General features: G+C 65.1%; 13 protein-coding genes. 10 read left to right on the top strand and 3 right to left on the bottom strand.

The annotated features are described in order from the left end of the window. Positions 1-261 precede the first annotated feature (261 nt). The 3 genes from FJ425_RS13260 to FJ425_RS13250 all read left to right on the top strand — a co-directional run bounded on the left by FJ425_RS13260 (position 262) and on the right by FJ425_RS13250 (position 3858). On the top strand, positions 262-939 hold the full coding sequence (locus FJ425_RS13260) for an isochorismatase family protein (RefSeq protein WP_140724001.1): 678 nt from the start codon (positions 262-264) through the stop codon (positions 937-939). Continuing rightward, a complete protein-coding gene (locus FJ425_RS13255) occupies positions 939-1913 on the top strand; it encodes an alpha/beta hydrolase (protein ID WP_140723998.1) in 975 nt (324 codons plus the stop codon). Before FJ425_RS13260 ends, FJ425_RS13255 begins: the two co-directional genes overlap by 1 nt. Positions 1914-2217: 304 nt before the next feature. Further along, a complete protein-coding gene (locus FJ425_RS13250; RefSeq protein WP_140723995.1) occupies positions 2218-3858 on the top strand; it encodes an ABC transporter substrate-binding protein in 1641 nt (546 codons plus the stop codon). 330 nt (positions 3859-4188) lie between these two features. Here the strand turns inward: FJ425_RS13250 and FJ425_RS13245 are convergent, their stop codons facing one another. Then, positions 4189-4971 carry a hypothetical protein gene (locus FJ425_RS13245; RefSeq protein ID WP_140723992.1) on the bottom strand — a complete coding sequence of 261 codons (783 nt, stop codon included), beginning with the start codon at positions 4969-4971 and terminating at the stop codon, positions 4189-4191. Positions 4972-5120: 149 nt separating this feature from the next. Between FJ425_RS13245 and FJ425_RS13240 the strand changes: the two genes are divergently transcribed. The 6 genes from FJ425_RS13240 to FJ425_RS13215 are packed head-to-tail and all read left to right on the top strand — an operon-like array spanning position 5121 to position 11080. Then, positions 5121-5747 carry a DUF4129 domain-containing protein gene (locus FJ425_RS13240; protein ID WP_140723990.1) on the top strand — a complete coding sequence of 209 codons (627 nt, stop codon included), beginning with the start codon at positions 5121-5123 and terminating at the stop codon, positions 5745-5747. After that, entirely contained in the window at positions 5744-6958 is a 1215-nt protein-coding gene (locus tag FJ425_RS13235) for a DUF4350 domain-containing protein (RefSeq protein ID WP_140723987.1), read from the top strand. The genes FJ425_RS13240 and FJ425_RS13235 overlap by 4 nt, the downstream gene beginning before the upstream one ends. Further along, positions 6945-7901, top strand: a complete 957-nt coding sequence (locus tag FJ425_RS13230) for a MoxR family ATPase (RefSeq protein WP_140723985.1) — start codon at positions 6945-6947, stop codon at positions 7899-7901. The genes FJ425_RS13235 and FJ425_RS13230 overlap by 14 nt, the downstream gene beginning before the upstream one ends. Beyond that, entirely contained in the window at positions 7898-9202 is a 1305-nt protein-coding gene (locus FJ425_RS13225; protein WP_140723982.1) for a DUF58 domain-containing protein, read from the top strand. The genes FJ425_RS13230 and FJ425_RS13225 overlap by 4 nt, the downstream gene beginning before the upstream one ends. Further along, a complete protein-coding gene (locus FJ425_RS13220) occupies positions 9199-10215 on the top strand; it encodes a stage II sporulation protein M (protein ID WP_140723979.1) in 1017 nt (338 codons plus the stop codon). Before FJ425_RS13225 ends, FJ425_RS13220 begins: the two co-directional genes overlap by 4 nt. Continuing rightward, a complete protein-coding gene (locus FJ425_RS13215) occupies positions 10202-11080 on the top strand; it encodes an RDD family protein (protein WP_140634033.1) in 879 nt (292 codons plus the stop codon). The genes FJ425_RS13220 and FJ425_RS13215 overlap by 14 nt, the downstream gene beginning before the upstream one ends. 15 nt (positions 11081-11095) lie before the next feature. Here the strand turns inward: FJ425_RS13215 and FJ425_RS13210 are convergent, their stop codons facing one another. Next, on the bottom strand, positions 11096-11782 hold the full coding sequence (locus FJ425_RS13210) for a D-lyxose/D-mannose family sugar isomerase (RefSeq protein WP_095767778.1): 687 nt from the start codon (positions 11780-11782) through the stop codon (positions 11096-11098). Positions 11783-11987: 205 nt separating this feature from the next. Here FJ425_RS13210 and FJ425_RS13205 point away from each other — a divergent pair, with 205 nt between their 5' ends. Continuing rightward, positions 11988-13046 (top strand): D-TA family PLP-dependent enzyme, encoded by a 1059-nt coding sequence (locus tag FJ425_RS13205; protein WP_140634035.1) that lies wholly within the window; start codon positions 11988-11990, stop codon positions 13044-13046. A gap of 109 nt (positions 13047-13155) precedes the next feature. Here the strand turns inward: FJ425_RS13205 and FJ425_RS13200 are convergent, their stop codons facing one another. Further along, positions 13156-13959, bottom strand: a complete 804-nt coding sequence (locus FJ425_RS13200) for a heme ABC transporter permease (RefSeq protein ID WP_140634037.1) — start codon at positions 13957-13959, stop codon at positions 13156-13158. Between the last annotated feature and the right edge of the window lie 165 nt (positions 13960-14124).

The raw sequence follows: 14124 nt of genomic DNA, 5'->3' as shown, positions 1-14124 counted from the left end.
TATCCGTTGCGTACCTGCCGTCGTCATTCTAGGGCGGAGCAAGGAGCGGAGCGACGCGGCGCAGACCCTAGAATCCATGCCGTTACGACGAAGCGTTGCAACGGTGCAGAATTCTGTTAGTCCGCACTCTTCCGATGAACCTAACGGCATGGATTCCAGGGTCTTCGCGACGCCGCTTCGCGGCTGCTTCGCCCTGGAATGACGAAGTTGATAGGCTGCGGCACATTCCGATGCCCCACGGCACCCCTCGAGAGCATACGCATGAAAGCACCCATTTCCATCCGACGCGGCACGGTGGCCGCGGTGTTCATCGATCTCCAGGAGGAGCATCGCAGGGACAAACGCTATCTGGTCGAGGGTTTTGCCGATATCCTCGCCAATGTGCAGCGCCTGCAGGAGGCGGCGCGGCGCAACTTCGTGCCGCTCTACCACTGGGCGTATATCGTCGATCTCGCCGCGGCGCGGCCGTTCCACCCAGTCGATGAAAGCGGGAAATCGGCCTTTTCCGACAAGGACGATCCGCTGACCGCAATCTGCCATGAAGTGGCGCCGCAAGATGGCGAAGCCACGCTGGTCAAGCAGGAAGCCAGCGCCTTCGGCAAGAACGATTTTGGCGACAAGCTCAAGGCCTCCGGCATCGAATGGCTGGTGATTGCGGGCGTGTGGACCGAGGCCTGCATCGACGCGACCGTGAAGGACGCGGTAGCGCGCGGCTTTCGCGTGCTTTTGGTCAAGGATGCCTGCGGCAGCGCCAGTGCCGCCATGCACCAGACTGGCATCCTCAACCTCGCCAACCGCCTTTATGGCGGCGCCGTCACCAACACGCTCGACGCCTGCCGGCTGTTGGCGGGAGACACCGTGAAGGTGTGGCAGGTCGAAGGCTCGGTGCCGCTGCGCTTCACATTCGAGAACGCGGCGCGGCTTTACGCCGAGCTCTGATGGCAGTGACCAGAGCCCCAACCGATCCGTCGAGCCGTGGCAAATATGCCGACCGGCTCGATCCGGAGTTGTGGGATTATATCGACGAGGTCAACAGTTGGTACCCGCCGGAAATCGTCGCCGCGCCGATCGCGAAGCAGCGCGCGGTCTACAATCGGATGTGCGCGGCTTTTCATCAGGCTCGTCCCGAGGGCGTGACGACCAGCGACGGCCTCGTCGCGACGGCGACGCATCCGATCCCGGTGCGGCACTATCGCATGGCGGGCAAGGCGGCGGCGACCGTCGTCTATTACCATGGCGGCGGTTTTGTCCTTGGCGACCTCGATAGCCATGACGACATCTGCGCCGAAATCTGCGCCGGCACCGGTTTCGAGGTGGTCTCGGCCGACTACCGGCTGGCGCCGGAGCATCTGCACCCCGCCTCCTACGACGATGCATTGGCAGTGTTCGAATGGGTCGCCGCGACGAGCACACTGCCGATCGTGCTTTGCGGCGAAAGCGCCGGCGGCAATCTCGCCGCTGCGGTGGCGCAGGCAACGCGGCGCCATGAACGGCAGGCTGTTGGCCAGATGTTGATCTATCCGGGGCTGAGCAGCGACGAGACCGGGCGCTCTTATGTCGAGCATGCCGAAGCGCCGCTGCTCAGCGTAAGCGACATCGAGTTCTACCGTCGCATCCGGTCCGCGCCCGGGCAGTCGACGGACGATCCGACCTTCTCACCGCTCAGGGACCGCGACTTCTCCGGCCTGCCGCCAACGATCATCGTCACCGCCGAATGCGATCCGCTGTCGTCGGACGGCGAAGTCTATCGCGAGCGCATCCTTGCCGCCGGCGGCCGCGCCTGGTGGCGCGAGGAGCCGAGGCTGGTGCACAGCTTTCTGCGGGCAAGGATGACGGTGCCGCGCGCGGCGGAGGCGTTTCGGAGGATTGTTGCGGACATCAGTGCGCTTGGGCGGGGCAAGTGGCCGTATTGAGGCCGCTCCCCCTCACCCAGCCTCCGCTTCGCTCGGCCGACCTCTCCCCGAGGGGAGAGGAATCGGTCAGCGCCGGCGCCAGTCTCTTCTCCCCGTCGGGGAGAGGTGGCCGCGAAGCGGCCGGATGAGGGGGCGGCGGCGCCCTGGCCAACTTTAACCTGCGGAACAGCGCACAAGAACTGCGGAAACCCAACCATTTCGCGGCGGAAAGCGGACCTATCATTCCCTCGCAGGCAACGGCGCTCCGGCGGACGCATCCGCCCCGCATGGCGGCCCGGAGCGCCCAACAACAGAGGGAACGACGATGAAATTCATGCTGACCGACAGAAAACTGCATCCGCAAGCCAAGCCGATCGCCGACGATTTCAAGAAGGGCGCGATCAGTCGGCGCGAATATCTGGCCTTGATGGCCGGCTTCGGCGTCAGCGCCGCCGGAGCGATGGCGCTGGGCGGGATCGCTCCCTCGCCTGCCCGCGCCGCCGAGCCGAAAAAGGGCGGCGTGCTGCGCGTGGCTATGAACGTCAAGGGCTTTAAAGACCCGCGCACCTTCGACGGCGTCGAGATGTCGAATGTCGCGCGCCAGTGCAACGAATATCTGGTGCGCTGGAAAACCGACTTCTCCTTCGAGCCCTGGCTGCTGGAAAGTTGGGAGACCAGCGACGACGCCAAGACGATCACGCTGCACGTGCGCAAAGGCGTCACATGGTCGAACGGCGACATTTTCAACGCCGACGACGTGATCCACAACCTCAACCGCTGGTGCGATGCCTCGGTAGCCGGCAATTCGGTCGCGGCGCGCATGGGCGCGCTGGTCAATGCCGACACCAAGAAGCCGGTAGACGGCGGCATCCAGAAGGTCGACGACTACACCGTCAAGATCAACCTGCCGAAGCCCGACATCTCGCTGATCGCCGGCATGGCCGATTATCCGGCGCTGATCATGCACCGCTCCTATGAGGGCGATGCCGATCCGAAGAAGGCTTTGGCCATCACCACCGGCCCTTGCGAGCTGGTGAGTTGGGACGCCGAGACGGGCGCGGAGGTGAAGCGCAAGGACAAGCCGTGGTGGAAGGGCGAGTTCTATCTCGATGGCATCAAATGGGTCGACTACGGCTCCGATCCCAACGCCACGCTGTCGGCCTTTGAATCCGGCGAGATCGACACCGACCACGAGACCACGGCGGACGCCGTGTCGCAGACCGAGCAGATGGGCCTGCAGAACTCCGAGATCGCCACCGGCTCTACCATCGTCGCGCGCTTCAATGTCTCCAACGTGCCCTATGACGACGTCAAGGTGCGCCGAGCCGCGCAGCTTGCGGTCGACAATGCGGCCGTGCTGAAGCTCGGGCTGGACGGCCGCGGCAAGCCCGCCGACAACCACCATGTCGGCCCGATGCATCCGGAATTCGCCGATATCGGCCCGGCCAAACGCGATGTCGAACAGGCCAAGAAGCTGATTACGGAATCCGGCAAGGCCGACCACGAATATGAGCTGATCTCGGTCGACGTCGAATGGCAAAAGAGCACCGCCGACGCGATCGCCGCGCAAATCCGCGAGGCCGGCCTGAAGATCAAGCGCACAGTGCTGCCGGCCGCGACCTTCTGGAACGACTGGGCCAAGTTCCCCTATTCCTGCACCGAATGGCTCGGCCGCCCGCTCGGCGTGCAGGTGCTGGCGCTGGCCTACAAATCGGGTGGCGCCTGGAACGAAAGCGCCTATTCGAACAGGGAGTTCGACGAGCTTCTCGACAAGGCGCTTGCAACGCCGGATGCCGCCCAGCGCAAGGAGATCATGGGCAAGATCGAGACCAATTTGCGCGATGCCGGCATCATCATCCAGCCCTATTGGCGCTCGGTCTATCGCACCTATCGCAAGGGCGTGCAGGGCTGCGAACAGCACCAGGCGCTTGAGCAGCATTTCGAGAAAGTCTGGCTGGAGTCCTGATCCTCCCAGGAGCGAGCGGCCGGCGCGACCTTCCCGGTCGCGTCGGCCGAGCGCTCATTTGTCAAGCGATTGCCTTTCGGCTCAGATTGCGTCGGCGGCGATTGCTACGAAAGACAGCCACCAGTTCGTCGACGCCACCGCCCTCCTTCGCCCGCCGCAAGGCTATGTAAGTGGTCGTCGCGATGGCAGGGCGAAAAAGCACACGGCGACCGCCAGCGAGAGAACCGGATTCCGTCCGATGAACGAGAGCGCATTGCCGACTACCCCGCCCAGCCGGAATTTACCGGCTGCACCTGGGCTTTCCAAAGCCATCGGGTTGATCTCTGCTGCCTACGAGAAGATCTCCGCCAGTTCGTCGATGCTTGCGCCTTCTTTCGCCTGGCGCAGCTCGACATAGCTCACCGCGGTTGCGATCGACAGCACCATCGACACCACCGTCTGCACTAGCGCGGCGCCGATCTCGGCGATGATGCCGCCGAACAGCACCAGAACGAGCAGCATCCCCCATTGGATGACCATCGCGATGATGATGAGAATGAGGAACAGGCCGAAAAGCCCCCAGCGACTGCCCTTGGTGAGGACCCGACTGCGCGACATCGAGCCGAACACGCCACGCCGCTCCTGGATCAGGACCGGCACCGACATCGACCAGCCGAGCCAGAGGATAATGCCCGGCACGATCAACAGCATCAGGCCGATACCCGCACCGAGACCGACGAGAAGGCCGATGCCAAGCGTCGGCAGCAGAAAGCGGATCGCAATCTGGATGCAGTCGCCAAAAGACGGACGCTTGCCATTGAGGTCCTCGATGGTCGCCCGCACCAGCGCCGACTGCAGCAGCAGCGCGCACACGAACGAAATCAATCCGGCGATGATGGTGATGTAGGAATTGCGAAACATGGCGCCTGGGTCGGCCATGGTGCCGGGGTCGCGCTGCATCATGGCGTCGATCTGCGGCTGGGTCCACAGCCTGACGAGCAATGCCGGCAGGCCCGAAAACAAAGCCGCCAACCCCACGCAAAGTCCGAGGTTTCGGCCAATCACTCCGAAGGTGTTGCTGAATACCCTGCCGATCTCGAATCTGCCGGGTCGTCCCAATGTTGCAGTCGTCATGATAATTTTCCCCCGAGTCACCGCTGCGTTCATCGGCGACTTCAAAGTAAATTTGCCAAGATTGAAAGGCTACGTCCAGTGCGCTTGCAATTGTCATGGCGTATTGCCAGTGTCGGCCCCGAACCGCAGGTTGCAGGGGGAACGAGCGGGTGACAGCCGCAGGGACGGAAGAGGCCGGACGGCTGGTGCAGTTGCACAAGCAACTGCTGGGGGACGATTCGATCCAGTTCGCCTTGCCGACCTACGTGCGGCCCGAGCCGCCGGAGTGGCTGAAGCCGTTTCTGGACGGCTTGGCGAAGCTCGGTCCCTATATGATCTATCTCTTCTGGGGCGCGGTGATCATCGGCGTCGCGATCATTGCTTTTCTGCTTTTCCTCGAGGCGAAAGGCATTGCCTGGCGCCTGCCATGGCGGCGGAAACGCGAAGAGACCGAAGCGAAGGAAGAGTGGCGCCCTGACGCGGGAGCTGCCCAGGTCCTGCTCTCCGAGGCCGATGCGCTCGCCGCGCGCGGCGAGTATGACGAGGCGGTGCACCTTTTGTTGCGCCGCAGCGTCTCAGATATCGCCACCCGGCTGCCCGATTTCCTGCGTCCATCGCTCACCGCGCGCGACATCGCCGCCGCCGGTTCCATCCCCACCCGGCCCCGCGCCGCCTTCAGCGAGATCGCCCGCATCGTCGAGGCGGCCTTGTTTGCCCGGCGTCCGGTCGGCGCCGAGGGCTGGCGGCAGGCGCGGGGCGCCTATGAGCGTTTCGCCTTCCGGGACGCCTGGGCATGACCGCGCAGATGACAGGCGCAGCGCAAGAACCGTTCAGCCGCAAGACCCTGTTCTGGGGCATTTTCGCCAGCCTGCTGGCGGCGGCCGGATTTTTCCTGCTGTCCACCTATGCGCCGGATTTCCGCCAGCCCCAGGGCGGTGCCACGCCGTTCTCGAAGGGCGGCACCGGCTATGCCGGGCTTGTCGAATGGCTGAAGCTCACCAACGGACAGGCGCCGCCGATGGAGCGCGGCGAGAAGGACCTGGCGTCCCCACTGGCATCGACCTTCCTGCTGGTCGTCACCATCGCGCCGGGCAGCGACCCGGCCGCGCTCGATCGCCTCATCAAGCTGCGCGCGGGTAAGGACACGCTCTTTGTCCTGCCGAAATGGCAGACCTTTCCCTTGTTCAGCCATGAAGGCTGGGAGGAAAAGGTCGAGCGGCTGCCCAACAACGTCGTCAACGACTGGCTCGGCCGCATCGCCAAGGCCAAGCTCGGCGAGGCCAAGAACACGCTCTCGCAGATCAACATCGCCGGCCGCATGGTGGCCGCGCCAGGCGAACTGCAATGGGTGGCGGACGACCATCCGCTGATCGCGGCGGGCGACGGCAGGGCTATCCTGACCGAGCTCGACAACGAGCCCTTCTACATCCTCACCGATCCCGATTTCCTCAACAATGCCGCGCTGAAGGACGAGCAGAGGGCGGCCGCCGCGCTCGACATCATCGCCATGCTGGAGCCCGCCAAGGGCGCCGTCATGTTCGACCTGACGCTGCACGGCATCGGCGGCAACTACGATCTCGCCAAGCTGCTGATCGAACCGCCCTTCCTGGCTTTGACGCTGTCGGTGCTTGTGGCGGCCGCGCTCGCCTTCCTGCACGGGCTCGGCCGCTTCGGCCCACCGCGCGCGGAGGGGCGCGCCATCGCCTTCGGCAAGCAGGCGCTGGTCGACACCACGGCGATGCTTTTGAAGCGCGCCGGGCGGCTGCAGGAGCTTGGCGACCGTTACGCAGCGCTGATGCGCCAGCGCGCGGCCGCCCTGCTCGGCGCGCCGCACGGGCTGCAGGGCGAGGCGCTCGACCGCTGGCTCGATTCCCGCGACAAGGAAGAACAGCACGGCTTCACCGCCCGCTTCAGGGCAGTACACGATTCCAACAATCTGGCCGCAATGCACGAGGCAGCCGAAAAGCTGCATGACTGGACGGCAAGGAGGCTCATTGAACGTCGATGAAGTGAAGACCCTGGCGAACGCGATCAGGGAAGAAGTGGCAAAAGCGATCACCGGGCAGCGCGACACGGTCGACCTGATGCTGACGGCGCTGTTTGCCGGCGGGCATATCCTGCTCGAAGGGCCGCCCGGCACCGCCAAGACGATGACGGCGCGCTGCTTCGCGCAGGCGCTCGGCGTCTCCTATGGGCGCATCCAGTTCACGCCCGACTTGATGCCCGGCGATATCGTCGGCGCCAACATCTATAATTTCCAGACCGGGCAGTTCACGCTGACGCGCGGCCCGATCTTCTGCGAGCTTCTGCTCGCAGACGAAATCAACCGCACGCCGCCGAAGACGCAAGCCGCGCTGCTCGAGGCCATGCAGGAGCATGCCGTCACGTTCGACGGCACCACCCATTCGCTCGGCCGGAATTTCATGGTGGTGGCGACGCAGAACCCCATCGAGCACCAGGGCGTCTATCCGCTGCCCGAAGCGCAGCTCGACCGCTTCCTGTTCAAGCATCGGGTGAGCTATCCGGATCTCACGGAAGAGCGCGCCATCATCGTCCATCACGGCGGCGGCTCGGCCTCGCACGATATCGAACAATACGGCATCAAGGCGCGGACGGACCGCAAGACGCTGGAAGCAGCGCTCGCCACGGTCGGCGACGTCACGCTGGTCGACGATGTCGTCGGCTATATCGCGGCACTTGTGCGCGGCACGCGCGAAAGCCCTGACCTGGAGGTGGGAGCGAGCCCACGCGCGGGCGCCATGCTGGCGAGAGCCGCGCGCGCCAGGGCGGCGCTCGACGGCCGCAACTATGTCATCCCCGACGACGTCAAGGCGCTGGCCGTGCCGGCGCTGCGTCACCGTGTCGTTCTCTCGCCGGCGGCGCAGATCGACGGGCGGCTGGTCGAGCAGATCGTCTCCGACCTCGTCGACCATACGGAAGCGCCGCGTTGATCTATCCGAGCGGCCGAGCGGTCTGGGCAGCGGCGGCGGGGGCGATCCCCGCCTTCCTGATCGCGCTCGCCTTGCCGCATGTCTGGTATCTCGGCCTGTTGTGGATCTGCCTGCTGCTTGCCTTCCTGGCGGTGGACGCAGCCGCAGGCAGGGGTCGCGCCTCGCTCAACGCCACGCTGACGGCGCCGCCGCAGGTCGGCGTCGGCGGACGCTTCACCCTACACGTCGCGGCCGGCGCCGGCGCAAGGCTGCGCCGCCTGCAGGCGCGTGTCGGGCATGACCAGCGGGTCCAGCCATTAGCCGGCACCGGCGGCGCGCTGCCGGCCAATGGCGGCACGCTCGATCTCGAATTCGAGGCCATCCGCCGCGGTATCGCCGGCTTCGATCGTCTCTGGCTGCGCTGGCAGGGTCCGTTCGGGCTGATCTGGAACCAGGTTGTGTTGCCGGTCGACCGCAAGGTCGCGGTGCTGCCCAACGTCAACAGCGCGCGCGACGAGGCGATCACGCTCTTGCAGCGTTCCGCCCTTGCCGACGGCCATACGCAGAAGCGCGCCGGCCACGGCCGCGAGTTCGAGGCGCTGAAGGATTACCAACCCGGCATGGGCCGCCGCATGATCGATTGGAAGCGCAGCGCCCGGCACGGCAAGCTTCTGGCGCGCGAGTTCCGGATCGAGGAGAACAACAACATCGTTTTGGCCATCGACAGCGGCCGGCTGATGTGTGAGCCGGTCGACGGGGTGCCGAAGGTCGACCGCGCGGTGACGGCGGCGCTTTTGTCGGCATTCATCGCGCTCAAGGGCGGCGACCTTGTCAGCTTGTTCTCCTTCGATGCCAGGCCGCGCGTGTCGAGCGGCGCGGTGCGCGGCTCGCCGAGCTTCACCATGATCCAGAAGCGCGCCGCCGAGATCGACTATTCGACCGAGGAGACCAACTTCACCCTGGCGCTGACCACGCTTTCGGCGAAGCTCGACCGGCGCTCGCTGGTCATCATCTTCACCGATTTCGTCGATCCGATCAGCGCCGAATTGATGTTGCGCACCGTCGGCCGGCTGACCGAGCGGCATCTGGTGCTATTCATGCTGATGAAGGATGTGGAGCTCGAAACGCTGGCCGACATGGCGCCGGCGGCGCCCGAGGATGTCGCCCGTTCCGTCACCGCCGGCGACCTGTTGCGGCAGCGGCAGGTGGTGATCGGCAGGCTGAGGCTGCTCGGCGCGCATGTCATCGAGGCCGACCACCAGCGGCTCGGCCCGGCGCTGGTCGAGCGCTATATCCAGCTCAAGGAGGAGAACCTTCTATGACGCTGTCGGCCGGCACCGATTCCGTGCGCCAGTCGCTGGCAAGCTTCCGCCAGGAGCGCGAGGCCGACTGGAAAGCCTTCGAGGCGCTGCTTGCGCGCGTCGAAAAACGCGCGCCGCGCGCGCTCTCGGAAGACGAGCTCCTGTCGCTGCCCCTGCTCTACCGCTCGGCGCTGTCCTCGCTCTCGGTGGCGCGCGCGACCTCGCTCGACAGCGCGCTGATCGCCTATCTCGAGGCGCTGTGCCTGCGCGGTTATTTCTATCTCTATGGTGCGCGGCGAAGCTTGAGAACGCGCATCGGCGACTTCTTCCTGCACGACTGGCCGGCGGCGATCCGCGACCTGTGGCGCGAAGTATGGACGTCGGTCGGGCTGACCCTCATCGGTGCCATTGCTGGCTACTGGCTGGTCGCTTCCGACAAGCGCTGGTACGACGCCATCATCGCGCCTAGCCTGGCGGGCGGGCGCAACCCGGATTCGTCGGCCGAGGCGCTGCGCAGCGTGCTTTACGGCGGCGGCGACCATTTCCTGTCGGGGTTCGCCGCCTATCTCTTCACGCACAACACACAGGTCTCGATCCTGGCTTTCGCGCTGGGCTTCGCCTTCGCCGTGCCGAGCGTGCTGATCATCCTGATGAATGGCTGCATGCTCGGCGCCATTTTCCAGATTTATGCCGCCAAGGGCCTCGGCTTCGAGCTCGGCGGCTGGCTTTCGATCCACGGCACGACGGAATTGTTCGCCATCGCCATCGCGGGTGCCGCCGGCATGCGCATCGGCACCAGCATCGCCTTTCCCGGCGAACTCACCCGCATGGCCGCCGCCGCCCAAGCCGGGCGCGTGGCGGCGACCGCCATGATCGGCGTCACGGTGATGCTGCTTTTTGCCGGACTGTTGGAAGGCATCGGCAGGCAGACGATCACCAGCGACCTCGCCCGCTATTCGATCGGCGGCGGCATGCTGGCGCTCTGGATCTCATATTTCTACCTGTTGCGGATGGTGCGGCATGGCGACCGCTAGGACAGCCAGGACAAAGAACCCTGCCGCGCTGATACGTCCGCTGGTGACGCCCGAAGGCGTGGACCTGCGGGTCAAGCTGGCGGATGCCGGCACCCGCGCTTCCGGATTCCTGCTCGACGTGGTGATCATCGTCGTCGCGGCCGTGATCGTCTCGCTGGTGATGATCTTCGGCCTTGCAGGGCTTGGCATCCAGGATGCGCAGCCGCTGTTCATCGTCTGGATCATTTTCATCTTCTTCCTGCGCAACGTCTATTTCATCGCCTTCGAGGCGGGCCGACGGGCAGCCACGCCGGGCAAGCGCATGGTTGGCGTGAGGGTCGCGTCGCGCAGCGGCGCCGGCCTCACCATCGACCAGGTCATCGCGCGCAATCTGATGCGCGAGATCGAAGTTTTTCTGCCGCTGTCGATCCTCGCCGCGCGCGCCAGCGCCGATGTCGCCGACACGCTGTCGACCATCTTCGGCCTGGTCTGGGCGTTGCTGTTCTCGCTGTTTCCGCTGTTCAACCGCGACCGGTTGAGGATCGGCGACCTGCTCGCCGGCACCTGGGTGGTCGAGGCGCCGAAAGTGGCGCTGGTCGAAGACCTTTCGCAGCGCAAGGATCCGGTCGCGGCCCGCTTCCAGTTCAGCCCCGCACAGCTCGACGCCTATGGCATCGCCGAGTTGCAGAAACTGGAGGAAGTGCTGCGCCGCGACGACTATTCCGCGCTGAAGGCCGTGGCCGAGACCATCGCGCGCAAGATCGGCGCCCGGGTCGAGCCGATCGATTCAAAGGCTTTTCTCACCGCCTATTACGGCGAGCTCCGGGCGCATCTGGAGCGCAAGCTGCTGCTCGGGAACCGCAAGGCGGATAAGTACGCGCGGTAGCGGAGCGTCCCTAGCCTACCCCACCCACTTCTCGTAATCCGACACCAGCAGGTGCAGCGGCGCGACGTCCTCGTCGATGTTGGAGAAGCGGCCGATCGGATCGCGGAAGACATTGTCGGTGAGGTCGTCATTGACGGTCGAGACCTCGCCGATCAGCACGTCCTTGCCCTCGGCCCAGAAGGCGTGCCAGACGCCGGGCAGCAGCGTCACGCTCTGGCCCGGATCGAGCTTCAGCAGGCCGCCTGCCGGCAATCTGGTCATGGTGCCGTCGACCGGCACCGAGACTTCGGCCTTGGGGTCGATGCCGCCGTCGCGGTCGTGCATGAACAATTCCAGCACCAGCTTGCCGCCGCCGCGGTTGATGATGTCCTCGGCCTTGATGTTGTGGCGGTGCATCGGCGACAGCTGGTCCTTGCGCGAGATCATGATTTTTTCGGCGTACAGCATGCCCATGCCGAGCTTCATGTCCTCGTAGCGGCCGTTGCGCACTGTGAACAGGAACAGACCGAGCTCGTCGAACTTCTCCTGGCCGTAGTCGGTGATGTCCCAGCCGAGACGGGAGGTGAAGATGGCCGGGGAGTCGCCCTTATGCGCCTTCATCTCTTCCGGCGACCAATAGGCGAAGGGCGGCATGATATAGCCGAAGGAGCGGATGAAGGCGTCGGCTTCGCGGATGATGTCGTTGATCTTGGAGCGCTTCATGGGTTCTCTTCCTTCCGGCCGCCGCCTGCTGAAATCCGTCCTTCCGAATAGCCCAATGCCGGTCCTCTGTCGACGCAAACCGATGGGTCTGGCCCCGTGACATAGGCCGCATTCGGGCCCATAAACCCAACTGATTTGTTTTAACGCAATGTCTTTGTCCCACAGCGGATCGCCGCTCGGAAGACATGCTCGGACGGGTGATCTCATGGCAAGCATAGACGATCTCGACACACCGGCGATCCTCATCGATGCCGCCCGCGCCGAGGCGAACATCAAGAAAGCGCAGGTCCATGCGGACGCTCACCGGCTGAAGCTCCGCCCGCATATCAAGACGCACAAGCTGCCTTACTGGGCGAAGAAGCAGGTGGCGGCGGGCGCCGTCGGCATCACCTGCCAGAAGATCGGCGAGGCCGAAGTGATGGCCGATGCCGGGCTTGAGGATATTTTCCTGCCCTACAACATCCTTGGCCGCGCCAAGCTGGGGCGCCTGAAGGCGCTGCATGGGCGCGTGACACTTTCGGTCACGGCGGACAGCCACGACACGCTGGAAGGGCTTGCCGCCACATTCACCGATGCCGGCCATCCGTTGTCCGTTCTGGTCGAGTGCGACACCGGCATGGGCCGCTGCGGCGTGCAGAGCGCCAACGAAGCGCTGACACTGGCGAAAGTGATCGACCAGGCCAAGGGCCTCGTCTTTGGCGGGCTGATGACCTATCCGGCGGCGGGGCGCGCCGCCGAGGCGGAGGCATGGCTGAGCAATGCACGCTCTGCGCTAACAGCGGCCGGGCTTGAATGTGACCGCATCTCCAGCGGCGGCACGCCGGATATGTGGCGCTCCGGCGAGGACAGCGTGGTCACCGAATACCGGCCCGGCACCTACATCTATCTCGACCGCTACCAGGTCGCCAAAGGCGTCGGCACGCTGGACGACTGCGCGCTGACGGTGCTCGCCACGGTGGTCAGCCATCCGACGGCGACGCGCGTCATCCTCGACAGCGGAAGCAAGGCGCTGTCGTCGGATACACTCGGCCTGCCTGACTTCGGCGAGTTGCTCGGCGTGCCGGGCGCCCGCGTCACGGGTCTCAGCGAAGAGCACGGCACCGTCACGCTTTCGGGCGGCGCCAAGCTGCGCATCGGCGAGCGCGTGCGGGTCGTTCCCGATCATTGCTGCGTGGTGACGAATTTGTTCGACCAGGTGCATCTGATCGACGGCGACAAGGTGCTGGAAACGCTGCCGGTGGCAGCAAGGGGACGGATGGGGTGAGCGGCCTTTCCTTCTCCCCTTGCGGGAGAAGGTGGATCGGCGCGTTAGCGCCGAGACGGATGAGGGGTGCTCCAGCGAAATGAGACGCTGGCTTTCCCTGGAACACCCCTCATCCGGCCGCTTCGCGGCCACCTTCTCCCACAGGGGGAGAAGGGGGAGCCCGCTCCGCCTGCCTCGCCGCAACCCTGCGCATCGCGGTCACGCGGCGGCGGAATATCTCCGTGCGCATCGCCATCAGGTGCAGGGCGAAGAACAGCACGGTGAAGCCGAGCGCCATCACGGCCAACGGCCACAGCATCGAGGGGTCGATGGTTGGACCGCCGAGCCGGAACACAGAGGCCGGCTGGTGCAGCGTGTTCCACCAATCGACCGAGAATTTGATGATCGGGATGTTGATGAAGCCGACCAGCGTGATGATGGCGGCGGCCCAGGCCGCACGGCCGGCATCATCCAGCGCGCGCGTCAGCGCGATGATGCCGAGATACATCAGGAAGAGCACGAAGACCGAGGTCAGCCGCGCGTCCCATACCCACCAGGTGCCCCACATCGGCTTGCCCCAGATAGAGCCGGTGATCAGCGCCAGCGCGGTGAAGGTGGCGCCGATCGGGGCCGCCGATTTCAGTGCCACATCGGCCAGCGGATGGCGCCAGACCAGCGTGCCCAGCGCCGAAATCGTCATGATCGTGTAACACATCATGGCGAGCCAGGCGAAAGGCACGTGGATATACATGATGCGCACGGTGATGCCCTGCTGGAAATCCTCCGGCGCGGTGAAGCTCATATAGAGGCCGACGGCGAGCAGGATCGCGGCAACCGACGCCAGCCACGGGATCACCTTGTCCGCCAAGCCGACGAAGCGCGTCGGATTGGCGAGATCGGCCCAGGCGCTCAGGCGTGAGGTGATGTCACTCATGCCGACCTAAATAGACCGGAGATTGGTCTGGGGCAATCGGGGGAAGGCGTCGCAGGTAGAAGCGCCTTCCCCTTCTCCCCTTGTGGGAGAAGGTGGATCGGCGCGCAGCGCCGAGACGGATGAGGGGTGTTCCAGCGGAGTGAGGCGCCAGCAATGCGCCCGGCT

The organism is Mesorhizobium sp. B2-7-2 (assembly GCF_006440775.1).
Taxonomy (GTDB): domain Bacteria; phylum Pseudomonadota; class Alphaproteobacteria; order Rhizobiales; family Rhizobiaceae; genus Mesorhizobium.
The sequence above is the reverse complement of the archived record's forward strand: the minus strand, read 5'-3'. Positions and strand labels throughout refer to the sequence as shown.

What these genes read in the sequence shown, in the direction of transcription:
- FJ425_RS13260 (WP_140724001.1), top strand. Translation starts at nt 262, where the DNA reads ATGAAAGCACCCATTTCCATCCGACGCGGCACGGTGGCCGCGGTGTTC.
- FJ425_RS13255 (WP_140723998.1), top strand. Translation starts at nt 939, where the DNA reads ATGGCAGTGACCAGAGCCCCAACCGATCCGTCGAGCCGTGGCAAATAT.
- FJ425_RS13250 (WP_140723995.1), top strand. Translation starts at nt 2,218, where the DNA reads ATGAAATTCATGCTGACCGACAGAAAACTGCATCCGCAAGCCAAGCCG.
- FJ425_RS13245 (WP_140723992.1), bottom strand. Translation starts at nt 4,971, where the DNA reads ATGACGACTGCAACATTGGGACGACCCGGCAGATTCGAGATCGGCAGG.
- FJ425_RS13235 (WP_140723987.1), top strand. Translation starts at nt 5,744, where the DNA reads ATGACCGCGCAGATGACAGGCGCAGCGCAAGAACCGTTCAGCCGCAAG.
- FJ425_RS13220 (WP_140723979.1), top strand. Translation starts at nt 9,199, where the DNA reads ATGACGCTGTCGGCCGGCACCGATTCCGTGCGCCAGTCGCTGGCAAGC.
- FJ425_RS13215 (WP_140634033.1), top strand. Translation starts at nt 10,202, where the DNA reads ATGGCGACCGCTAGGACAGCCAGGACAAAGAACCCTGCCGCGCTGATA.
- FJ425_RS13210 (WP_095767778.1), bottom strand. Translation starts at nt 11,782, where the DNA reads ATGAAGCGCTCCAAGATCAACGACATCATCCGCGAAGCCGACGCCTTC.
- FJ425_RS13205 (WP_140634035.1), top strand. Translation starts at nt 11,988, where the DNA reads ATGGCAAGCATAGACGATCTCGACACACCGGCGATCCTCATCGATGCC.
- FJ425_RS13200 (WP_140634037.1), bottom strand. Translation starts at nt 13,959, where the DNA reads ATGAGTGACATCACCTCACGCCTGAGCGCCTGGGCCGATCTCGCCAAT.